Below are 23,180 nucleotides of genomic sequence, written 5' to 3'. Positions count from 1 at the left end.
CTCGGTGTAGATGATACAAACTTATAACTTTCACTATTTTCGCACGGAAAACACCAGCTTACCAATTCTCTTGTTTTTACATGGATTTATGGGAAATGGCAAGGATTTTAACGCGGTCATTTCCCTTTTATCAGAAAAATTTAATTGTTTGGCGGTTGATTTACCGGGACACGGAAACACCCAAGTTAACGGAACTGATGAATTTTACAGCCTAGAAAATACGGCTAACGGTTTAATTTGCTGGCTGGAAGAATTGAACATTAAACGGTGTTTTCTCGTTGGTTATTCGATGGGGGGACGGTTGGCGCTTTATTTGGCTTTAAATTATTCCCAATATTTTCAAAAAGTTATTTTAGAATCTGCTTCTCCGGGATTAAAAACCGAGAAAGAACGAACTGAACGTTATCTATCCGATCTTCAACTCGCTGAAGAACTGGAAGAATTAAACTTAGAAGAATTTTTAACCTGTTGGTACGACAAGCCGTTATTTAAAACGTTTAAAACTCATCCCAACTTTAATACTATTTTAGCACGACGCCTGCAAAATAATTCAACCGAATTAGCGAAATCTTTGCGATGGATGGGAACGGGAAATCAGCCCCCGCTTTGGGATAAACTATCAACGTCGGAAATACCGCTTTTATTGTTGGCGGGGGAGTTGGACGAAAAGTTTATCAAAATTAATCGCGAAATGGCTAATATTTGTTCGACTGCAACGCTTGAAATTGTTCCCGGTTGCGGTCATAATATTCATGTAGAAAATCCCCAACGGTGGGTGGAAGTTGTGCAAGGGTTTTTGTTAAGTTAAATGGTTTATCGGTTTCAATTTTCTCCCTATTCTCGTCCGTTCAAACAACCGTTGAAAACCCATCACGGAATTTGGGAGAAACGGGAGGGAATTATTCTTCAGCTTACCGACAAACAAGGAAAAAAAGGTGATGGTGAAATTGCACCGTTGAGTTGGTTTGGTTCGGAAACGTTGGGACAGGCGTTGGAGTTTTGTCAGCAACTTCCCCAAACGTTAACGTTAGAAGATATTATCGAAATTCCTGATAACTTTCCGGCTTGTCAGTTTGGGTTTGAGTCGGCTTTGGAAGAAAACAGCGAGTTTTTAAGCAAACTTAAATTTAGCGGACTTTTACCGTCTGGAAACGCGGCGTTACCAGTTTTTCCAACGCTATTTCAGCAAGGGTTTAGAACGTTTAAATGGAAAATCGCGGTTCATCCAATTTCTGAAGAACTACAACTTTTTCAACAGTTAACCGAACTGATATTAACCACAATTAACTCGGAAACGGATAAGACAGAATGGGTTAATTTGCGGTTGGATGCGAACGGGGGACTCAGTTGGGAGGAGGCGAACAAATGGTTATCGGTTTGCGATGAAATAAAATCTGATATTCTCAAAATTGAATATCTAGAACAACCTTTATCCATCGAACAGTTTGATGAAATGTTGGCGTTGAGTCGGCAGTATTTGACTTCTATCGCGTTGGATGAATCTGTTGCAACTTTATCCCAAATTCGAGACTGTTATCAACGGGGTTGGCGGGGTATTTTTGTGATAAAACCCGCTATTGTGGGTTCTCCGCGAAAACTGCGAAAGTTGTGCCGTGAAAATCAAATTGATGCGGTATTTTCATCGGTGTTTGAAACGGCGGTGGGTAGACGTGCGGCTTTGAATTTGGCTGCTGAACTTTCTCATCCCAAACGTGCGGTTGGTTTTGGCGTCGAACATTGGTAATTTTACCCCCACCAACCTCCCCCTAAAAGGAGGAGGCGACTTTTGAACTCCCCTCGCCTTCTACTCCCCTCGCCTCGTAGGAGAGGGGTTGGGGGAGAGGTCAACGCAACCCTTCCAATATCTCATCGGTAAACGGATTTTCATTCTTTTTCAGAGACTCTATCCAACCGTTTCGCAGTGCTTTTTCCTCCTCATTTCCCCCCAACTGAACGAACATTTCAAAGTCCTCAACAGCGCCATTAAAATCACCCGTTAACGCCCTAGCTAAACCCCGACTACTATAAATCCATCCATTCTCAGGGGCGAGTTCAACGGCTTTATTACAAGCAAACATCACCTTCTCAGCTTGTTTATTAACGCTTCCTTGCCAACACAGTTTATTCCAATCTGAAGCTGTAATTTCAATATTAGAATCAAATTCTTGAGCTTGATTAAAAGCTGCAATTGCTTCATCAAATTTATAAACTCTTACTAACAAATTTCCACTTCTAACAAAACTCGCTGCTGCCCAATCTAAACTATACTTGGGGTCAAGTTTAACCGCTTCTTTAAACTGAGAAACCGCTTCATCAATTTTACCCTGTGCGGCTTGATGTTCACCCTGCAAAAACAAAGCGGTTGCCGAAGCTTCCACTTCACAAAAGCGACGTTCATCTTCGGTGACATTCGGGTTATTTTTCAGGTAGTCACTCATCCAACTGCAAGCGTGTTTGAGGAGTTCATCTCGGTTAAAGTTCCACAGTTTCACCGTCTTGTCATCACTCCCAGAGGCGATCATATCCCCGTCTCTGCTGAATGCCACACTGTTGACAGGACTCTCATGCCCTTTGAGGCTGTTGATTTCTTTATGTCCCGACCAGTCAACGATTTGTCGCAGCAAGTCTGCACCTTGTATCTCGATATCTGATGTTGTTGCTATTGCCCGTTGCTGCAATTTTTGATTGAGTTTGATAACATCCATCTGCACAGCCAAGCTAGAATTTAAGCGAGGTTCTAAGGTTGCTATTTCGGCTCTGAAATTAGCATTGTTTTCCCCAATAAGTGCGTTTTCCTTGCTGATATTTGCTTCTCGCCACTGCCATACTGCTACTGCTGCTACTCCAGAAATGGTTACAAAACTTGCGGTCAAAAAGCCGATAGTGCGTTGATGTTGACGTTGTTTATATTTCTGACTTTTTTGAATAAATTTTCGTTCGTTTTGAGACAGTTCATCACCCCGTTTTTTGAGTTGTTCGGAAGCCAGAAGCAGCGCCGCCCCCCGCAACAATAACCCATTATCTCGGTTCATTTCTTCCCACTGACGTTCGGACTCCCGCAGTCGTTCTTGCCAGGTTCTAAATTCTCGGTCGGTTTCCATCCATTGTCTGAGTTGACCCCAGTTTTTTATTAACGCTTCGTGGACGACTTCGACGGTTTCCTGTTCTTTGATATTGTCCGGTTGGGGTTGGGAATTTTCTGTTGTTTCACGGGCGATAACCGTGCGACTGGTAACAACTAACCGCTCATCTGCTAATTTTTTTACCAAATTCCAATTTGGCTCGTTTACATCTGCTTTTGTTGCCACTCGTCGGGTGTCTTCGGTTCCCGCACCGGGTTGTACTAACTGCACAAAGATTCGCCGAACTTGTTCTTTTTCTTCTACTTTTAGTTTACTAAATTTATCGTCAGCGTAGCGAGTTAATGCGCCGTCAACTTCCCCAATTTCTTCATAAGCTTTATGAGTTAATTGTTTGCCGTTTCGTTTTTTCCAAAGTTCGGTTAGGGCAAATTCTAATAGGGGTAAATTTCCTGGATTTTTATCCACATCTTTGAGAATGCGTTCAACCAGTCCGCCTTCAAAACTCACCCCCAATTTTTGCGCGGGTTTTTCAACAATATCTCGCAGTTCATTTTCATTCATCGGCCCTAACATAATATTACCTTGTTGCAATACATCAGCTAAAGGTCGATAAGACAGCGCATTTCCAAGAAAATCCGCCCGCATCGTGGCAACTAAGACAGTAGATAAAGAAGATTGTTCGGCAAGAGTTTTAAAAGTATTTAAGAGTAAATCTAGAAAATTTCGTCGGATTTTTTCGTCGTTACAAAGGGTGTAAACTTCCTCAAATTGGTCGGCAATTAATAAAGTACGATTTTGATGATTATTCTGTTGAATAGTTGAAAAAACATCCGATCAAGGAACTGTATTATCTTGAAAATATCCTGATAATTTACGAGCTTGTGCAATGAGTTCTGTTTTCTCAAGGTTGGGTTCATAGAGCGGAACTAATGCTTGTGCGAGGGCAAGAAATGGCTCGTTTCCCGGTCGAAAATGGGTAAATTGCCAGCGTCCGGCTTCGACTAATTTCGGCACCAATCCCGCTAAAATGACCGAAGATTTACCGCTCCCAGACGCACCCAACACCGGAATAAAATTGCGGGTTTCGGTATATTGATAGAGTTCTTCAACAAAGACCTCTCGCCCAAAGAAATATTCAGAATTTTCTGGATTAAAATGATACAAGCCTTGATAGGGACAGATTAAGTTATCATCGAGATCATCTTCGGTGGATGTGGTAACGGTGCGTTTTTCATAAAAATAGTTGTAGATAATAGTCCGAGATTGATTAATACTTGTGGTTCCCTCCGTTGTATTCACGAAGTTCACAAGCGGATCTTCATTGCCTGAAATTGTTACATCTCCTGCACTCTGACTTTTATTTAAGAGCGGTTTATCGTTTGTTTCTTCACTCATCATTTACTCCAGATATACAGTTTATTGTTAAACCTAAATCCTCGCCCCCTAAATCCCCCAATAATGGGGGACTTTGAGTTAATACTCCCAATTCTGATACTATTTGCGAATTCGTAAAACTTTTATAGTGCTGTATTTTACTCCCCCAGAATTGGGGGCTGGGGGGCGTTAAATCCAAACCCCTGCTAAAATTGCCGCCACTTTCATCACAGGTTCAGCCAGGGTTTCAACACCTTCTAATCCTTTTTTAAGTGCCTCAACTGCTTCATCTATTAAACCTTTGTCGGGTTGCGGTTTCTTGAGTTCTGTTTCTATCATTTCAACAGGTAACTCTGCTTGTTTTTTCTGAATAGAGTTGAGTGCATTTGTTGCAGAAATTTCCTGTTTCAGCTTTTGCAGTTCATTTAATGCTGTTTATAACTTAGAACTTTCTCCGACGGTTTGGGTATAGCTTTGATCAAGATTAACCTCAGAATCTACCGTATTGATTGCTTGAAAACCTTGATTATGGGTTCCACTATTTCCACTAATGGTTATGTTACCAAAAGATTGAGATTTGTTCATAGTAGCAGGATTTTATTGAGGAGATGGTATCGCTTTGTTAGATTCCTGATTAGAACTCATGGCTAAATTTTGCGTTCTGTCTCGATATTTAATTTGAGGTTTATCAACTTCAGAAATAGCGTTTAAATCAATTAAAGTTTGACCCGATTCAAAACAATTATCATAGGGTTCTCCCGCCCCCAACGCCCGATAAAAACCGACTGCAAATTTAATCGCGGCTTCGTCTCCTATCGCTTGATTCATCCCGATAACACAATCAATATGTTGATGAATGGCTTTGGCTTGAATTTCACTATAACAAGCGTTTAACAAAACACATTCAACTTTTGTTTGAAACCCTTTAAATAATCGGGCTAGTGCTTTCTCACTCACCAATACGCTTCGACCCGAATTGTCTTCTAAAATTAACCTATTATTTCCCGAACCATGACCCGAAAAGTGTACAATGGTGGGATGATGATCATAGAGTGTTTGTTGTAAATCATCAATCCGAACCGCTCCCATTGGAATCACAGTAAATTCGTCTCTGTGATGTGATTGTCTGAGAGTTTGTTGAATTTCCCTGACTTCTGTATCCAAACGTAAACGGCTTGTATCTGCGGGATTAGCCGAGAGAATTAAGATAGTTTTCATAGGTTAGATGCACAGAGTTAAATAGAGGGCTTGGGATAGACGTTGCTGAGTATTGGTAATCTAACTCGATTTTTCCTCCAATATTAAGGGATGTCTAATGAGTTCAAGACGAATCTCATTAACTCTTTATGTTTAGATGTCTGCCCATCTCCAAAATAGATGCAATAACAGCCCCGAAGCAAGCGACTGTGTTCAACTGCTGAAAATACCTTTTTATCTTGATTTGGCGATTTTATAGGGTCGTTCAACTTGGGGGAATTCCCCGAACTTTTTTATCGTTTTTCTGATAAAGTTATCTGATAAAGTTACAGACAGGAAGATTAGAGTTAAAAATTAGCGTGGTATCTTTTCAAGTGAAAATCAGTTGCCCATCTACTGATGTTAAAAATTATATCAATTTGAGAACCGATGATTGGTTGATCGGATATAATAGCTTTGAGTTTAATAAAATCTATCAACAGCGTCTTCAAGACCTGACCGAATTTATTAACGCTCAGGGAGTTCGTCCGAAAATTATCCTCGCCGAACCCGAACCCATTGCTTTTTTAGCGACGTTTCTAGCCGCAGTTGTCGCCAAATGTCCGGTTTTTTTGTGTAACCCCAACTGGGTGAAAGCGGAATGGAAACAGGTTTTTAAAATCGTTCATCCCGATGTTATTTTCGGCAATTTAGAGGAATTTAACCCGTCCTACATTCAGACTAATTCTGTTATTCCGACGCCTGCCAACTCAATTATGATTCCCACTGGCGGTTCGTCAGGAAATCTCCGGTTTGTGATTCATACTTGGGAAACATTAACGGCTTCGGTGCAAGGATTTCAACAGTATTTTAACTTAAAAAAAGTCAATTCTTTTTGTACATTACCATTATATCATGTCAGTGGATTAATGCAATTTATGCGTTCTTTTACGACGGGAGGACGGTTAGCAATTTTTCCGTTTAAAGCGGTAGAAACCGGAGAATTGATTGAGTTTAATCCTTCAGAATTTTTCATTTCTCTTGTTCCAACTCAACTCCAACGTCTTCTCAATCGCTCTCAAACTCCTGGTTGGCTGTCGCAGTTTAAAACCGTTTTGTTAGGGGGAGCGCCTGCTTGGTTAGAATTATTACAACAGGCTAGATTGCATCAAATTCGACTGGCTCCTACCTATGGAATGACAGAAACAGCCGCTCAAATTGCCACTTTAAAACCTGATGAGTTTTTAGCAGGAAATAACAGTTATGGTCAAGTTTTACCCCATGCTAAAATCAAAATCTACACTGAAAATAATCAAGAATTGGGTATCAATCAACTGGGAATTATCTCGATAGAAGCAGACTCTCTAACGTTAGGATATTATGGTCAAACATACAATCCCAAATGTAGAATGCAAACGCTCAAATCTGATGATTTGGGTTATCTCGATGAACAGGGATATTTAACAATTGTAGGGCGAAATAGCTATAAAATTCTAACTGGGGGTGAAAATGTGTATCCGGTGGAAGTAGAAGGGGCGATTCGTTCAACGGGTTTGGTGGCGGATGTAGGAGTAATTGGTTTATGTGATTCTCATTGGGGACAGGTGATTACTGCGGTTTATGTTCCTACTTTTCCCGATGTTTCTATCTCCAGTTTGCAAACCGCGTTGCAAGACAAACTCAGTAAGTTTAAACAGCCTAAATATTGGGTAGCTGTAGAGTCTTTACCTCGGAATGTTCAAGGAAAACTCAACTTGAAACAGTTAGAAGAACTGGCTGAAAAGTTTCTCAATCGTGCGACTGATTCTCGCTAATTTCATCAATTTAGGAGTCAGGTGATCGATTTTTAAAATCAAGAAACTTGAGTTGTCGGTATAGCATAGCAATATGAGGCAAATCAACACCTTTTTCTGTCGCCATTCGCAAAGGATTTCCGATAATTGCTTCAATTTCTAAAGGGCGTTTTCTATCATAATCAAGTTTCATACTGGTAAGATAAGGTGTCATTTTCTCCGTATGATTCAGCATTTTTTGGATAAATTGTTCGGGAATGATGCAATCACATCCTTTGGCTGCGTTGACCACTTCTCGCATAATTTCTTCAACTAAAATTCGACTATCTGGAGAGTTCATCAATTCATCTGTTTTTGCATTGAGAACTACAGACAGTCCATTATAGGGAATATTCCAAACCAACTTTTTCCAACGAGCAAGAAGTAAATTTTCACTTAATTCTGTAGGGATTCCGGCATGATTAAAGTCTTCTGCAATTTTTTGAATTCGGGGCGTAATTTTTATCGGTTGATAATTTTCCTGATATTCTCCTATGGTAATCATCCCATAATCTAAGTGACGAATATGACCTTTTCCGACTTTATTAGAACAGATAAAACACATTCCCCCAATGATTCGTTTAGAGTTCACAATTTCAGCAACTTGGGGTTCTATTCCTAATCCATTTTGTAAGACGATCACGACACCATCTTCTTTGAGAACGGGCGGTAAAAGTTGGGGTAAAAGATGATTTTGGGTTGTTTTTAACGCGATGATCACAACATCACAAGCAGGCATTTTTTGAGGATCATGATAAGCTTGAACGGGAAAGAGAGTAAAACTTCCCGTCGGAGATTCTATCAATAAACCCTGACGACAAACCTGTTCATAGTCACTATTTAAGAGGAAATGTACATCGAGTCCAAGCTGTTGTAGTTTTGCACCGTAAAATCCTCCAATTGCTCCTGTTCCTAAAATAGCATAGCTGCGAGTTGACATGGATCTAGATTAATCTAAACTTAGACGTTCAATTTTTCTATAAGAGTTGACACCAAAAACTTAACCAGTTGTCCTTGATTTTTTTAGGATAACCTGGATCGGTGCAATTTCGATTAACATCATAACAAATATATTCATCATCTCGAAAGAAATAAGCTTTACCATTTTTCCAGACGGCTGCGGCATCAATACGACGAGTAAATTGTTTTGGCCATCCCTGCCAATGAGTATCTGCTATTTTTTTAGGATAGCCTAATTCAGTGACTTCTCGATACAAATCATAGCAAATATATTCATCTCCTTTGAAAAAATAAGCTTTGCCATTTTTCCACAATGCGGCTGTATCAATACCACTATAAAAATGTTTTGGCCATCCCACCCAAAGTCCACTATTAAGTTTTTGAGGATAACCTGCTTCTACCTGATCTTTATACAAATCATAGCAAACATATTCATCTCCTTTAAAAAAGTAAGCTTTGCCATTATTCCACACTAATCCGGCATCAATTCCTTGAGTAAAACGGGCGGGAAAACTTGCCCATCTTCCCTGACTAATTTTCTGAGGATAACCGTAATCAATACAGTTCCAATTTAGATCATAACTGAGATATTCATCGTCTTTAAAAAAGTAGGCTTTGCCATTATTCCAAACAACAACTGCATCAACACTATTCAAGATGCGTTCAATTGTTTCTACATTTAACCAATGCAAAATTTCATCGGGAAGTTGCTGTCTGATCCGGCTATTTGGATGAATACAAACGTGCTTGGTAATGGCTTTAGCAACCCATTTTTCGGAATCATGTAGAAGTATATTGTAGTTAATTTCAAATGTGTTTTCTGTAATCTGTTGAGGCATTAAGTGAATCAGGAGGCGATCGCCACAAAAAAGCGGTTGAAAGAAATCAACACTTGTATGAACAATGGGAATCGCAAAGTCGGGGTTACAAAAAAATGTTTTGAGATTAATTTTAGCTGCTGCTAAGGAAGCTTCATAAGCTTCGTGACAAATCGTTAAAATATTGGCAAAGTACACCACTCCAGCAGCATCCGTATCTTGAAAGCGAACTGTTCGGATGTAAGCCATAACCTTTTAAAATTACACATTAGAGAAGGCAGAATTTTAGATAAAAATCTAATTATAGATTAATTAAACTCAGAAAACCAGGAGAATATTACCCTAATTTCAGAAATTAAGAAAGTTAAAACGGTCAATAATGCTTTTGGCTAAAGTATTTGAATAAAGCCCTGGATCAACCAGGGACAAACAAGTTAATTTTTGACACCAAAATTGGGTGAAATTACCCCTTGTTTTTGATCAACATGACATCTATGATCTTTGTTGCTATGTCTTCTGATATCCCTAAAGCATTATAAAGAGCATTTAACAACTCCTCTTCTTCATCGGCAAGATCTCCATCTGAGAGAATAATATCAGTCGCCACAGCAAACGCTGTATCTTTGAGATTTGCAGGTAATTTGGTGATCGCAGACTGCATCAGAGACTCATAGCCGTGGTTTTCAATCTGTTCCAACAATCGCTGGATCATTTGAGTTTTATTTTCTGCGGTGTACTCACCAAATAAATCCATCCGGGCTAAGGTACTTTTGATAATTTGCGATTCACTATCGGTAATAATACCATCAGCAGCAACGGCGGTTAATGCGATCGCAGCAAAAGCTTCAGCAGGAGTGAGTTCGATAGTATTGGTCATGCTAGAAGACATAAATTTATCCCTACTTGCTACTATTTTTTAGCTTAGAGTATTTCCTCACGATAATAGATGTTGAGCAAGGATGGCGATTTTTTCCAATAGAGTTAAGAAACGCGCATCGGGGAAGCCAGAGGAAGCAGTGTAGGGATAATTCTATTCATGATCTCTACGATTCATGATCTCTACGATGACTGGTGACTGAAAATAGGGCGAGTTCAGCCGTGAGGAAGTCTACAAACTGACGGGCGCTGCGTCCAGAACGGCCATTGTGACGAGTGGCCCATTGGAGGGCGCGAAATTCTAATTCTTGAGTTTCCAGACGAATACCCGCTAAAGCCGCTAGATGATCAACCATTTTCAGGTATGTTTGTTGATCGGGCGGTTCAAAGGTTAAGGTCAAACCAAAGCGATCGCTAAAAGACAGCTTTTCTTGGACGGTATCCCAAGCTTGAACTTCATCTACCTCTCGGGGTTGGGGGCGGTCTGCAAAATATTCTCGCACTAAATGACGACGATTGGAGGTGGCATAAACCACCACATTTTGAGGACGAGCGGTAATATTACCTTCGAGTACGACTTTCAAGGCTTTAAATGTATCATCATCTTCCTCAAAGGAGAGGTCATCGACAAAAATAATAAATTTGTGAGGACTTCCCCGCAACTGTTCGATCACGATCGGTAAATCTTGAAGATCGGACTTCGCGACTTCAATTAAACGTAAACCGCGATCGCCATATTGATGTAATAATGCCTTAATTAAAGACGACTTTCCTGAACCCCGACTCCCATATAATAACACATTTTGCGCGGCATATCCCGCTAACAAAAACTCAGTATTTTGTAATAAAATTTGCCGTTGAGACTCATAACCTATTAATTGACTGAAATGAACCGGATCAGGATGAAAAATACCGAGCAATTCTCTATTCTGCCAACGAAATGCTTGAGACTTTGCAAATAAACCGATGCCAAACTGTCGATAGTGAGCCGCTAATTCTTCTATTATATCCCCCCAATTTTCCAACTTAGCGAATTGAGATTTTAGGGGCAATTCTTCTATTTTTTCAACGCGATCCGGTTCTGGTTGCCAAACCACCGGGGCAACAGATAACGGAATCAACTGTTGTATCCATTGACTCAGTTGTTCACCACTACATTGATAGAGACTTTGTAAACAGTGTAAATCTGACTTTGCGGCTGCCACTAAAGACGAAGGCAAATTCTTTAAATCTGTTTGTTGAGCTTGTTGGGTAAAAGGGTTATCCGCCCGGAGAATTTGAGCAATTAAATAGTCTTGCCAACATTGTTGATTAGCCGCTTGTTCTTGGAAGAAAATTCCATAAGCTTGTAGACAATCTAAAGCATTACTTTCCTGTTCTAAAGCAACAAGTAAGTTAATAAATGCTTGTCCTATTGCATCAGTTAGCAGCGATTGATAGAGAAGTAAAGAGGCAGCCTGACGTTGTAGAAAACGCACCTGAGCAATGAGTTGAGGATTAAGAGAAGACATTCGATTAATTTTAAATTTAATTGAAAGTTAAAAAGAAAAAAGCTGTTTAAGTGATTGAAAAGTTGATGCTACTGTATTGTATCGGATCGTGGATCGGATAACGGAGCTTCTCAACTGAATTTACAATTTTGATAAGTTTTGTGTCAGTTTGGTGTCAAGATTTGATAAATTCTGGAAAAATACAGAGTGTTTGACAACATCGGTTGTATAACTGAAGTTCGAGATGACCAGTCAGAGACAGTAGCAGATGAATATTGGCATTGTAGCAGCGATCGCCTATGGGTTATTAGCTCTAGTCGGCGGGGTTTTGGGATATACCAAAGGAAACAGTAAAATTTCCTTGATTTCTGGCGGAATTTGTGGGTTTTTGCTGATCGCAGGCGGAGTCTTGCAGTGGCAGGGTATCCCTTGGGGATTAATTTTAGCAACGGCCATTTCTATTTTATTAGTCGTTGTGTTTATTGTTCGTCTGATTAAAACTCGTAAGTTAATGCCAGCTTTATTAATGATTATTGGAGGTTTAGCCGCAGCAGTTGCGATGATTTATCAACTGCAATTATCGATCCCGGCTTAACTTTATTCTGGTAATTTTAACCTGACTTTTGTTGACCAAAGGTTTTCTTAGGTCAGCTTAACTGTGGTCGATGAAAAGAATAAAAGTATCGGATAAAAAAACCGGAGAAGTAAGCATGACGGAGTTAGTTAAAGCGGTAAAAACAGGTAATTTGGCTGAAGTTCAAGCCCAATTAAAAGCTAATCCAGAAGTTAACGCCCCGGATGAGGAAGGGACAACCCCGCTGATTGCCGCCGCTGGAACTGGAAAAACGGATCTGGTGGCTGCATTGCTTGATTCAGGTGCCGAGGTCAATGGTTGTGATCCCGATGGTTGGACAGCTTTGATGGAAGCGACCGCCGCCGGACGAAGAAAAGTGACTCAACAGTTACTCAATGCGGGGGCTAATGTTAACGCTACCAGTCAGTTTGGAATAACGGCTTTAATGACGGCGGCGGCGAAAGGTTATCGAGAGATTGTACAGATTTTACTGGATCATAATGCGGACTTAACGTTGAAAGATAATAATACTTGGACTGCTTTAATTTGGGCTTCCTCAGAGGGACATTCAGAAGTTGTAGAATTGCTCAAACAAGCGCGCGATCGCACTAAAAAATAAAAATTGATTTTCAAGTATTCAGGCTGAACGCATAAAGTGATGGAATCAAACCATCTTCGCTGCTCAGTCCTCTCTCTAAAGACATAAATTTGAAGAAGTAAGCGGTTATTCTATCTTTAGGATGACCGAGTTGAACTTAGATTTTGTCAAAATAGGAATAGACCTTGGATTGAGTTTGATTTGGGGAATCATTAACTATGTCGGAATCTGAAAACGTTAAACAGAAAATTACAACCAATTTACAGAAAGCGAAAACAGAAGGCCAAGTTCGCTCAGAAAAAATTAGAGAAATTGTCCAAGACGCCATTTTTCAAAGTATATCAGAAGTCAAAGCAGGTTCGAGTGAAATTCGTTCTGTTGTTAAAGATGCTATTTCTGCGGTGGTTGAAAGTTTAGGTGATAAAGGCGGAGAACTCAAGGAAGAAGTTACCGCTTCGATTGAGGGGGCGATTGAAGCGATTAGTCGTACCCGACGCCAAGCTATTTCTAAAACACAAGTTGAAGTTAAACAGCTTCAACAAAAGATTGACAGCGAAGAAGATAAATTACAAGCAGAAATTGACAGCACCTTAAGCGATCTTGCCGAGTCTAGTCAAGATAAATCTGAGCAAGTTAAAACCTCTATTAATTCGGCTGTTGAAACCGTTCAAAATAGTGAAGAAGTGGCTTTGATGAAAAAGCGATATGCTCAACTTCAAGCTCAACTCGCGATTGTTCAAGCCAATTTATCAGCTCGTTATGGAGAACAATACGAGCAAGTTAAGGATTATCTAGACGACGCTAAAACTTGGTATGAAAAAGCCCAAGAAGATCCAGATATTGTTAATGATAAAGTCGCCGCAACTCGCACAAACTTTGAACAAAAACTGGGTGAAACCGGAAGTGCGATCGCCAAAAAAGAACGGCAAGTTAAACTCCGTCTTCAAGAGTTATGGGACTCTCTATCTGAGTCCTTTAACCGTAAGTCTGACGGGAGTTCCAAATCTTTAGAAGGAGAAAATCCTAAAGTTTTAGAGGGAAAAAATAAATCCGTCTAACTGATAAAAATAACAACCCGGTTTTTCTCAAAGAACCGGGCTTTAAAAACTTTATTAAACTCACTCTAATCTAAGATTAGTATGCTCTTTCATCTGCTCTTTCGGCGTGTTTTGTGATCACCCAAACTGCATGGATCGAACCCGGAAGCCAACCCAGAAGGGTGAGTAAAATATTAATGATTAGAGCCGAACTCGCTCCAACGGTGAGGAAAACGCCCAAGGGAGGAACTAAAATACCCAAAAGAATTCTTAAAAGTCTCATTTTTTCTTAAATCCTATACTTTAATGTTTTCACTAATTTATATTATCTCTAATTAAACGGATTTCTACCTCTATCTTTAGCTATATTGTTTGAGATAATCTTTTCTTTCTGTTAAAAAAGATTAAGTATAAAAATCTATCGAAGTGAGGAAGTCATTTGGAACGAGTTTAACTTATTATAAGTAAGAGTCATAAAGATTGAAGTTTTTTGAAAAATTTAACAGGGAGATCAAAATAATTATGATGATTTTGAAGACACTTTTGCCCCTACTAGCAACAGCTTTAAGTTTGCTGGTTGTTGATATTATCTTTCCGGGTGTAAATTTAGCAACTTTTCCGGCTGCGTTAATCGCTGCGGCTTCTATCGGAATTGTTAACGGGGCTGTTAAACCCGTTGTGCAAGTTCTATCCCTACCTGTCAATATTGTCACCTTGGGAGGCTTTTCATTGATTGTAAACGGACTGTGCTTTTGGTTGTCTTCCATTGCGGTTCCTGGGTTTCAAGTAACTGGTATTCTGTCTTTTCTTTTAGGGCCAGTAATTTTGTCTTTCGTTAATACTCTGTTAACGAACTACTTTGTAGAAAGATATCCAGAAGCTAACCTGGAATAATATTCTAATTTAATTCAAGTCTGATTTGAATTAGATTTCCGACGGTATTAACTCGTTTTCTGTGGACGGTTAAGTTGCAGAATAAAGTTTAAGATAGATAGATAAATGTTGTGCATTTTTTGTCTCACCGTCGGATTCATCTATTTAATCACTAAATTTTATTATTGAGAATTTATAGTCGATCAAAAATTTGAGACAAAGAAGTTAGTTAAGTATTCAAAAGGAATGATCAAAGCTGAAACGCAAACTGTTATTCGTAATACGGGTTTATTGGTTCATATTCCTGGAGGAATGGCACTTTTATCTTTACCCATCTGTCTAATCTTTCAAGAGTTCTATTGTATTTTACCTTTTATTGTAACCGCTATTATTTCAGTGGGTTTGGGTCAACTATTCTATCGTTTGTTTCGGAAAAAAGCAGAAACTCATCTGCGAGAAGCGATGCTGACAGTAGCGTTAAGTTGGGGATTAATTCCCTTGATAGGAGCTACTCCTTTTTTATTAACTGTCTCTCAATCTTCTCCTGATATTTCATTAACAGTCTTAGGATTTAATAATCCTTGGAATGCTTTTTTTGAAGCATTTTCAGGCTTTACCAGTACAGGCTTATCGATGGCTGTTTCCCCCAGTAAACTTCCTCATAGTTTGCAATGGTGGCGTTCTTTTATGGAGTGGATTGGGGGTGTAGGAGTAATTGTATTAATTCTCTCGATACTCGAACCTAGTCTAAGTAATTATAAACTTTATTCCGCCGAAGGACGCAACACAAATCTGGCTGACTCAGTAACGGATACCGTACGATGGATTTGGAAAATCTATTTACTTTATACGATTATTAGCATTATCTTATTGCGAGTTGCTGGAATGCCTTGGTGGGATGCGATTAATCATGGGATGACAGGCATTTCTACAGGGGGTTTTTCGATAAAAGATAACAGTATTGGGAGTTATGATCCAATTATTCAAATTGCCACGATTATGATTATGACGGCGGGAGCTATTAGTTTTTATATTCATTCAAAGCTGATCAAAGAACGGCGGATTTCAGTGCTTTGGAGTGACTCCCAACATCGCTTATTCTGGTTAATCTTGTTTTTTGGAATACTCGTTTTAGCTTGGGAAAATAGACAATTTGAAGGAAGAATTTTAATATTAGATACAATATTTCAATGGGTTTCTGCTTTGGGAACTTGTGGCTTTAATACCGTAAAGATTCAAGACTGGAGTGCTGCCGCAAAATTAATCCTGAGTATAGGATTATTTACAGGTGCCGCCGCAGGTTCTACCGCAGGAGGACTAAAACTCAGCCGGGTTGTTTCCCTCGGAAAAGGAATTCTTTGGCGAGTTCAACACATTCTCAAGCAACCTGATGGTATACCTCACTATGAAATTGATGGTCAAAAATTAACAGAAGAAGAAGCTAATAATCGTGTTCAAGGGGCTGCCGTTTTAGCTGTATTTTGGATTAGTTTAATTGTTGTAGGAACCATTATTTTAGTTCATTTTGCTAAACCTATTTACAGTCTCAGTGATGTCATTTTTGAAGTCACTTCTGCGTTAGGTGGAGTGGGTTTGTCAACAGGAATTACTGACCCCTTGCTTCATTGGGCCGGAAAATTGGTTTTAATGATGTTCATGTGGATGGGCCGACTAGAGGTCATTCCTGTGGTTATCTTACTCACTTCTCTATTCGCTTGGGTGAGAGTGCGATTTGAGAAAATCTTTTAGTTTGATCTCTATCTGTGGATAGATGAAGTTTTCACAGAGAAGCAGTATATTAGAGAAAAACATATACTCAGCTTCCAAACAAAAAGTTGTAGTTTTAAGTTTAGGGGGCTATTATATAGATGCCCATGTATTTTAGCTCAAGTTCAGACCTAAAAGCCGTGGCTAGATAAGGGAAAAAATAGTAGCAATTGGTTGAGAAAACAAGCCACTTTTTAGTTTCTCTCCAATTCCTATTATAGCACCCTTATATGAATAATGTATAGAAAGAAAATAAAAGCTGTTATAAAAAGTAAATAAAGCATTCGTTCTAGAACCACTAAGCGTCTAGATACTGAGTCTTTCTTCTACTCCCGAAGATAGAGAGATAAAAGCAGACAAACCCGCAAAGTTCCCACTCCAGACAGACGATCTTTGGCTGGTAATCCGAGATAATACTTTCATCTTGATAAGATTTGCTAGATATATTCACAGCAGCAATCTTGTACTCATTACTTTTACACCTACTCATTCACTTAGAAAAACAAAATGAATCTAGGAGAACTTACTACACTCAAGCTAATGTCTCATCTGAGTTGGCTAGCTCAAGTTATCGTCGAACCTCAACCTGAAGCTGTAGAAGATGCAGCAGCGGTCTTTAGTGGACCCCAATTTTTCACCGCTCTGATCGCGGGGATTGTCTTAGCGTTTGCCTTCCAGATGTTACTGACTAATTTGGGAGTTGCAACAGGTATTTCGGTACTGGCTAGCTCATCATCCTCAAATCACCATCATGATCACGATCATTCTAATTCCCATTCTAAATCACCGGGAAAAACAATTAAAAAAATCGGTTTAGCATTAGGTTTGGGTACCCTTATTAGCGTCACAATCTCCCTATTTTTTGCCTGTTTATTTGCCGTAAAACTGAGTCTAATTATCTCTGCTGCTTCTGGAGCGATAGTCGGATTAGTCATCTGGGGAGCCTATTTTTCGCTCTTAGTTTGGGTGAGTTCAACCACCGCAGGAACCTTAATTGGATCAGTTGTTAATAGTGCAACTTCTGGATTTCAAGCGTTATTTGGAACAGCCGTTGCCGCGTTTGGATCTAAAGCGGCATCTCAACAAGTTGTCGCTACCGCTGAAGCCACTGCTGCTGCTGTTCGTCGAGAATTAACAGATGGACTTGATCCGGTTTACTTACGAGAAAAAGTAGAAGACTATTTCGATGCGTTACGTCCTCCCCAACTTGACCTAAAAAATATTCGTTCTGACTTTGAAGATCTTCTGCGTGATCCGCAACTCCAAGAAGCTTTAGCAAGCGGCGACTTACCGAATGTAAACCGTCAAACATTTGTTGATCTCGTTAGTAGTCGTACCGATTTATCCGAACAAGAAGTTGATCGTATTGCTCGACAATTAGAAACAGCTTGGCATAAAACATCTTCTCAGTTACCCAGTCAAAATAACTTTTCTAAATTTGTTGATTATCTCAAATCTGCGCCTCGAAAATCATTACTAGGCGAAGATTTTTCGGATAAGTTAGATTCCGTCATTGAAGAAATGCGGAAACGCCGCCGCGCTCAAAGCACAAATCCTTTAACTCATGGGTTAACAATGGGATTTCATAGTCTGACGGGTATGGTAATGGGACGGACAGATTTATCCGATATCGATGCCGAAAAAATAATCGGACAACTGCAACAACTCAAAGAATATGTGAGCGATCAACCGGGGAAAGTTAAGGCTCAATTGGTTGGAAGTCGCCCAACTTACAACCCCTTACGAGCAGATATTGAAAATTATCTCTCTAACGCTCATGTGTGGCAACTCAAATCCACCAATTTACATCGAGAGTTTCGCGACTTGCTTTATGATACGGAAGCCGATCCGGGTCAAGTCGCTGAACAATTAGAACAAATTAATCGCACCGACTTTGTAGACTATCTTGAAGAGAAAGGACTGCTCACTCAGGATGAAATTGAGCATATTTCTCATACCTTAAATGGAATTCGTTTAGAGGTGTTAAATACTGCTGTAGCTGCCAAAGAACGGGAAGAAGCGATTGCTTTATTAGCAGAAGTTGAACGATACTTACTCTCAACACCCAAAGAAGAATTAACTCCGGAGAAAATTAATCTCAATTTCCGACCTATTCTCAAAGATCCGGATACCGATTATGAGCATCTTAATAACCGTTTAGCTCAATTAGACCGCTTAACTTTTGAACGAATTCTATTACATCGCCCCGAGTTAACCCCTGTAGAAGTTGCGGCGATTGCAAACGAGTTAGAAATTGCTCGTGATCAGGTTCTTAAAGAAGCTCATGAAGTCGATGCAGCCGCTCAAGCTAAAGCCGAAAAACAATGGCTCAAATTTCAGTCTCATCTGCGAGATACAGGTCGATCTGAACTCAATCCTCAAGCGATTGAACGAGAACTAAAGCTATTACTTGATGATCCCCAGGCAGGAATGTCGGCTTTAAGAGCGCGAGCTTCTCGATTTGATCGGGATACTCTAGTACAATTACTGGGTCAACGTAATGATTTAAGTCAAGAACAAGTTGATAAAATTTTAGATCGAGTTGAACGAAATTGGACTCGCATACGCTATAAGCCGCAGCAACTTAGCGCTCAAGCTCAACAACAGTACGAACAAGCAAAATCTGCGATCGCAGACTATTTGTACAGTACAGGTAAACCTGAATTAAATCCCGATGGAATTCAACGAGATTTGACTCAATTACTTGAAGATCCAGCCGTCGGAAGTCGATCTATTAAGAGACGTTTAGCGGAGATGGATCGGGATACTTTAGTGCAGTTATTAGCGCAACGAGATGACTTGAGTGAACAACAAGTTAATCAAGTTATTGACGAAGTACAAAACACGCTGAAAACAATTGCTAAATCACCCCGTCGTCTGGCTCGTCGTACCCAGCAAAAAGTGCAAGATTTTCAAGGTGCGATGGCCGATTATTTACGATCTACTGAAAAATCAGAGCTGAATCCTGATGGTATTCAACGGGATCTGAAATTATTACTTGATGATCCGCGTCTAGGAATGGAAAGCTTGCAGGATCGCTTATCCCAATTTGACCGTTCAACGTTGGTTTCACTATTATCTCAGCGAGATGATATTTCCGAACACGAGGCTAATCAGATTGTTGATAATATTTTAAGCGTGCGTGATCGCTTCTTTGAGCAGTTACACACGATTAATACTCAAGTTCAATTAGTGCTTGATCGCATCTTTGCCAAAATTCGAGCTTATCTTAATAGCTTAGAACGACCCGAACTAAACTATGAAGGAGTGCGTGATGATTTCCGCACATTGTTTGATGATCCCCAAGCCGGTTTTGATGCTTTACGAGAGCGTTTGTCTCAGTTTGACCGGAATACTTTAGTTGCATTAATGAGTTCTCGCAAAGATATTTCTGAAGCGGATGCTAATCGGATTATTGATCAGGTTGAACTGACTCGTAACCGAGTTTTACAAAAAGCAGAGCGTGTTCAAAAAGAAGCTGAATTACGACTTGAACAAGTTAAACATCAAACTCAGAAACAAGTTGAAGAAACTCAAAAAGCCGCAGCCGCAGCCGCTTGGTGGTTGTTTCTAACTGCGTTAATTTCAGCCTTAGCTTCTGCTGGAGCCGGAGCATTAGGTGTGACAGCATAAGAATATCGAGTTTATTCTGTTGAAATTTCCCCGATTTTTAGGGGATTTTTTTTATCCACAAATCTAGAGTTAAAATTTTTCCAACTTCAGATAGATGAATTTTTGCAATAAAAAAATCATAATATAAATATAGAAATGAATATTTGAAGATAAAAAGGTTAAATGATGAAAGCTTACAACTTAGACTTAAACTCTTTAAAAAGAACACTGGGATTAACTGCACTAGGAGCATTAGTAGCAACCTTGATTATGCCTGTAAAAAGTGCAAAAGCTCAGACTTCTACAGTTCCCGGAAGTAACTGTCGGGAAGCAAAAATCTCTAATTTAATTATTAGAGATCAACCCGGAGGAAATGAAATCGGTCGATTACAAGAAGGAGAAAATATCTATATTGCCAACGAAGGAAGAAACGGTTGGGCACCGATAGAAAATCCTGCTAGTGGTTATGTTAATGCAGAAAATCTCCGTTCTTGTACCGGAGCTGATAGTATTTCAGAAGTTCCCGATGGAGAGGCTTTCTTGACTCCACCTGTGAATGGTTGTCGTGAAGTTAATGCTTCATTAGTAACGCTCAGAGATCGACCTCAAGGTAAAATTATTAGTACCTTAGAGCGAGATGAAAAGGTTTATATCGAAGACGAAGGCGAGAATGGTTGGGTTCAAGTTCAATATCCTGTCGAAGGTTATGTAACCTCAGCAAACCTGGCTTATTGCGATACAGTAGGCTCTACTTTTCCCACAAGTAGCTGTCGGGAAGTTAATGTCAATACGCGGTTAAATGTTCGCTCGCAACCCGGAGGAGAAATTATTGGAAGTCTAGAAGCTGGACAAGACATTTCTATTAAAAATAGAGGTAAAAATGGCTGGGTTCCTGTTTTTGCTCCGATTGAGGGATATGTCGCCGCTAACTTTCTTGAATTTTGTCCATAGAATTTAATTTAATTCAGGGGTAAATACAATAGACACAACGTAAATTTAGGAGAATAAGCATGAAAATTCCAACAGAAATTACTTATCATCATCTCGAAAAAACTGAAGCGATTGATTCTTTAGTTCGAGAAAAAATTGCCAAACTTGAGCAATTCTGTGACTACATGAATAGCTGTAGAGTGGTGATTGAGAAAACCCACGATCACCCCAAAATGGGTTCTCCCTATCGTGTACGGCTAGATATTACTGTTCCTCCAGGTCACGAATTAGCAGTAGATCGCAGTCCCGACGAAGGGATTCAATACGAAGCGTTAGAAACGGTTATTCGAGAAGCTTTTGATGCAGCACGCCGTCAACTTGTGGAGTTAGTTGAACGTCAACGACAATGGGATAGAAACTCTCCTTCCCAACAACAAATGGTTGCAATTGTTACTCAACTGTTTACTGAAGAAGGATATGGTTTCTTGCGAACTATTGACGTAGATCGTGAGATTTATTTCCATAAAAATAGTGTTCTAAACAATGACTTTGAGCGATTAACAGTCGGTACTGGTGTACGATATGTTGAAGAACAAGGTGAAAACGGCCCACAAGCAACAACAGTAAAAATTGTAAATAAACCGGGAGTAAGTGCTGAGAAAGCTTCTCAAACTGAGATGGAAACTCCCTTAGGATGGAACTCCTAAAAGGGGTTAAATTTCCTCAAGTAAATAATTGTAAATTGGAGATGTAAAGTATGAGTATTTTATCGACAAACGAAATTAAAGACTTAATGGAACATCGGGATAAAAATTGTATTTCGATTTTTATGCCTACACATTCTGCTGGGCCAGAGATTCGCCAAGATCCAATTCGCTTTAAGAATGTTCTGAGTTTAGCTGAGAAAAAATTAGTGCAGGCGGGTTGGCGAGATACTGACGCTCAACAACTTTTAGAACAAGCTCACAAACTTGACCAGGGTGAGTTTTGGCGAAATCAAAATGAAGGACTAGCTTTATTTATTTCTCCAAATGAGTTTCGTTATTATCGTCTTCCGCTGAATTTTAATGAAGATGTGATCATTAGTAATCGCTTTCATCTTAAACCCCTAATGCCTTTGTTAATGCACGATGGACAATTTTATATATTAGCTTTGAGTCAAAATAAGGTGCGTTTATTTCAGGGAAGTCATTATCAAATCAGTGAAGTTTCTCTCCAAGAAATGCCTTTGAGTTTAGAAGAAGCACTGAAATATGATGACCCAGAAGAACAGCTTCAGATGCACACCGGAAATCCTTCAACGGCAGGTGGTCAATCTTTAATGTATCATGGTCAAGGCGTAGGAACAACGGATAATAAAGATCAAATTCGCCGTTTTTTACAGAAGGTTGATCGCGGTTTACATGATATTCTAAAAGGTGAACAAGCTCCGATGATCTTAGCTGGAGTAGAATTTTTGATGACCATGTATAAAGAGATTACAGTTTATCCGAATGTTGTAGAAGAAGGGATTGCTGGAAATCCAGAAAATACGAGTCCCAAAGAATTACATGAACAGGCTTGGAAAATCATTCGGTCTTATTTCCAAGAGTCTCAAGAAAAAGCAGCGACTGAGTATCAAGAATTGATGGGAAACAACCCCAAAAAAGCTTCTCGTGATCTCAAAGAAATTATGAAAGCAGCTTACGATCAACGTATTGATTCTTTATTTGTGGCAATAGATGAGCAGCAATGGGGTCAGTTTAATCCTAAAACTCATGAAATTACATTGCAACGAGAAGATCAACCTGAAAATGAGGATCTATTAGATTTTGCAACGATTCATACTTTCCTTAATGGTGGTGCAGTTTATGCAGATGTTCCTGAAAAACTTCCGGATCATGCTTTAATTGCTGCAACATTTCGTTACTAAAAATTGAGAGTAATTGTATAATAATTCAGAGTTAAGACAGGAGTTAATCTTCTTCTTAACTCTTGATTTTTTAGCTTTTTTATATCGGAATAAATTTCATTTTATGATGTAGAGAGAGAAGAATATTTTAAGATAAACCCGACTAACTCTCTTAATATAAGTAGAGGGTGAATGAAGATGGGTTTAAAAATAACAATAATTATGCTATAGTTAAATGTTAATCACAAAACTACATTCAATTCTTCTAAAATTAAGTTCAAATCAATTG

The 23,180-nt window shown here is 39.4% G+C and carries 21 protein-coding genes and 1 pseudogene; 12 read left to right on the top strand and 10 right to left on the bottom strand.

Going from position 1 to position 23,180, the window contains the following annotated elements:
• The first annotated feature begins 10 nt into the window (after positions 1-10).
• Together menH and M595_RS00550 are read left to right on the top strand one after the other, a co-directional pair.
• Positions 11-808: a 2-succinyl-6-hydroxy-2,4-cyclohexadiene-1-carboxylate synthase gene (gene menH, locus M595_RS00555; RefSeq protein ID WP_083492751.1), complete on the top strand. Its 798-nt coding sequence runs from the start codon at positions 11-13 to the stop codon at positions 806-808.
• On the top strand, positions 809-1,744 hold the full coding sequence (locus M595_RS00550; protein ID WP_023063941.1) for an o-succinylbenzoate synthase: 936 nt from the start codon (positions 809-811) through the stop codon (positions 1,742-1,744).
• Positions 1,745-1,844: 100 nt separating this feature from the next.
• Here M595_RS00550 and M595_RS32825 read toward each other — a convergent pair whose 3' ends face one another.
• The 5 genes and pseudogenes from M595_RS32825 to M595_RS00535 form a co-directional block, all read right to left on the bottom strand.
• Complete coding sequence (locus tag M595_RS32825) at positions 1,845-2,705, bottom strand: tetratricopeptide repeat protein (RefSeq protein WP_161809798.1); 861 nt, start codon at positions 2,703-2,705, stop codon at positions 1,845-1,847.
• A gap of 324 nt (positions 2,706-3,029) precedes the next feature.
• Positions 3,030-4,478: pseudogene (locus M595_RS32820) on the bottom strand (nSTAND1 domain-containing NTPase); the annotation flags it as partial.
• A 168-nt stretch (positions 4,479-4,646) separates the two neighbouring features.
• Positions 4,647-4,796 (bottom strand): hypothetical protein, encoded by a 150-nt coding sequence (locus M595_RS30925; RefSeq protein WP_023063862.1) that lies wholly within the window; start codon positions 4,794-4,796, stop codon positions 4,647-4,649.
• 96 nt (positions 4,797-4,892) lie between these two features.
• Positions 4,893-5,042 (bottom strand): hypothetical protein, encoded by a 150-nt coding sequence (locus tag M595_RS30920; RefSeq protein WP_023064002.1) that lies wholly within the window; start codon positions 5,040-5,042, stop codon positions 4,893-4,895.
• Positions 5,043-5,054: 12 nt separating this feature from the next.
• Complete coding sequence (locus M595_RS00535) at positions 5,055-5,675, bottom strand: CHAT domain-containing protein (RefSeq protein ID WP_023063998.1); 621 nt, start codon at positions 5,673-5,675, stop codon at positions 5,055-5,057.
• 359 nt (positions 5,676-6,034) lie between these two features.
• On the opposite strand from M595_RS00535, the gene M595_RS00530 reads away from it, so the two are divergent.
• Positions 6,035-7,447, top strand: a complete 1,413-nt coding sequence (locus M595_RS00530; RefSeq protein ID WP_040483384.1) for a 2-succinylbenzoate--CoA ligase — start codon at positions 6,035-6,037, stop codon at positions 7,445-7,447.
• 10 nt (positions 7,448-7,457) lie between these two features.
• On the opposite strand, the gene M595_RS00525 is transcribed toward M595_RS00530, so the two are convergent.
• The 4 genes from M595_RS00525 to M595_RS00510 all read right to left on the bottom strand — a co-directional run bounded on the left by M595_RS00525 (position 7,458) and on the right by M595_RS00510 (position 11,630).
• A complete protein-coding gene (locus tag M595_RS00525; protein ID WP_023063990.1) occupies positions 7,458-8,405 on the bottom strand; it encodes a putative 2-dehydropantoate 2-reductase in 948 nt (315 codons plus the stop codon).
• A 37-nt stretch (positions 8,406-8,442) separates the two neighbouring features.
• Entirely contained in the window at positions 8,443-9,492 is a 1,050-nt protein-coding gene (locus tag M595_RS32815) for a hemopexin repeat-containing protein (protein ID WP_023063838.1), read from the bottom strand.
• 214 nt (positions 9,493-9,706) lie between these two features.
• Entirely contained in the window at positions 9,707-10,132 is a 426-nt protein-coding gene (locus M595_RS00515; RefSeq protein WP_023064043.1) for a tellurite resistance TerB family protein, read from the bottom strand.
• Positions 10,133-10,286: 154 nt separating this feature from the next.
• Positions 10,287-11,630: an ATP-binding protein gene (locus tag M595_RS00510; protein WP_023063995.1), complete on the bottom strand. Its 1,344-nt coding sequence runs from the start codon at positions 11,628-11,630 to the stop codon at positions 10,287-10,289.
• Positions 11,631-11,877: 247 nt separating this feature from the next.
• Here M595_RS00510 and M595_RS00505 point away from each other — a divergent pair, with 247 nt between their 5' ends.
• The 3 genes from M595_RS00505 (at position 11,878) to M595_RS00495 (ending at position 13,839) form a co-directional block, all read left to right on the top strand.
• Complete coding sequence (locus M595_RS00505; protein WP_023063856.1) at positions 11,878-12,204, top strand: TMEM14 family protein; 327 nt, start codon at positions 11,878-11,880, stop codon at positions 12,202-12,204.
• Between the two features lie 115 nt (positions 12,205-12,319).
• A complete protein-coding gene (locus tag M595_RS00500; protein WP_040483358.1) occupies positions 12,320-12,802 on the top strand; it encodes an ankyrin repeat domain-containing protein in 483 nt (160 codons plus the stop codon).
• 197 nt (positions 12,803-12,999) lie between these two features.
• Entirely contained in the window at positions 13,000-13,839 is an 840-nt protein-coding gene (locus M595_RS00495) for a signal transduction histidine kinase (protein ID WP_023063978.1), read from the top strand.
• Between the two features lie 76 nt (positions 13,840-13,915).
• On the opposite strand, the gene M595_RS00490 is transcribed toward M595_RS00495, so the two are convergent.
• Positions 13,916-14,101, bottom strand: a complete 186-nt coding sequence (locus M595_RS00490) for a YqaE/Pmp3 family membrane protein (protein ID WP_009784569.1) — start codon at positions 14,099-14,101, stop codon at positions 13,916-13,918.
• Between the two features lie 239 nt (positions 14,102-14,340).
• On the opposite strand from M595_RS00490, the gene M595_RS00485 reads away from it, so the two are divergent.
• The 6 genes from M595_RS00485 (at position 14,341) to M595_RS00460 (ending at position 22,912) form a co-directional block, all read left to right on the top strand.
• Positions 14,341-14,712 (top strand): phage holin family protein, encoded by a 372-nt coding sequence (locus M595_RS00485; RefSeq protein WP_023063997.1) that lies wholly within the window; start codon positions 14,341-14,343, stop codon positions 14,710-14,712.
• Positions 14,713-14,937: 225 nt separating this feature from the next.
• Positions 14,938-16,440 (top strand): TrkH family potassium uptake protein, encoded by a 1,503-nt coding sequence (locus M595_RS00480; protein WP_023063977.1) that lies wholly within the window; start codon positions 14,938-14,940, stop codon positions 16,438-16,440.
• Between the two features lie 558 nt (positions 16,441-16,998).
• Entirely contained in the window at positions 16,999-20,091 is a 3,093-nt protein-coding gene (locus M595_RS00475; RefSeq protein ID WP_238986996.1) for an MFS transporter, read from the top strand.
• A gap of 162 nt (positions 20,092-20,253) precedes the next feature.
• Positions 20,254-21,021: an SH3 domain-containing protein gene (locus tag M595_RS00470; protein ID WP_023063879.1), complete on the top strand. Its 768-nt coding sequence runs from the start codon at positions 20,254-20,256 to the stop codon at positions 21,019-21,021.
• A 59-nt stretch (positions 21,022-21,080) separates the two neighbouring features.
• Complete coding sequence (locus M595_RS00465; RefSeq protein ID WP_023063999.1) at positions 21,081-21,707, top strand: HPF/RaiA family ribosome-associated protein; 627 nt, start codon at positions 21,081-21,083, stop codon at positions 21,705-21,707.
• A 50-nt stretch (positions 21,708-21,757) separates the two neighbouring features.
• Positions 21,758-22,912 carry a baeRF7 domain-containing protein gene (locus M595_RS00460; RefSeq protein WP_023063904.1) on the top strand — a complete coding sequence of 385 codons (1,155 nt, stop codon included), beginning with the start codon at positions 21,758-21,760 and terminating at the stop codon, positions 22,910-22,912.
• Positions 22,913-23,180: the final 268 nt, after the last annotated feature.

The organism is Lyngbya aestuarii BL J, assembly GCF_000478195.2.
In the GTDB taxonomy this organism is placed as follows: Bacteria; Cyanobacteriota; Cyanobacteriia; order Cyanobacteriales; family Microcoleaceae; genus Capilliphycus; species Capilliphycus aestuarii.
The sequence above is the reverse complement of the archived record's forward strand: the minus strand, read 5'-3'. Positions and strand labels throughout refer to the sequence as shown.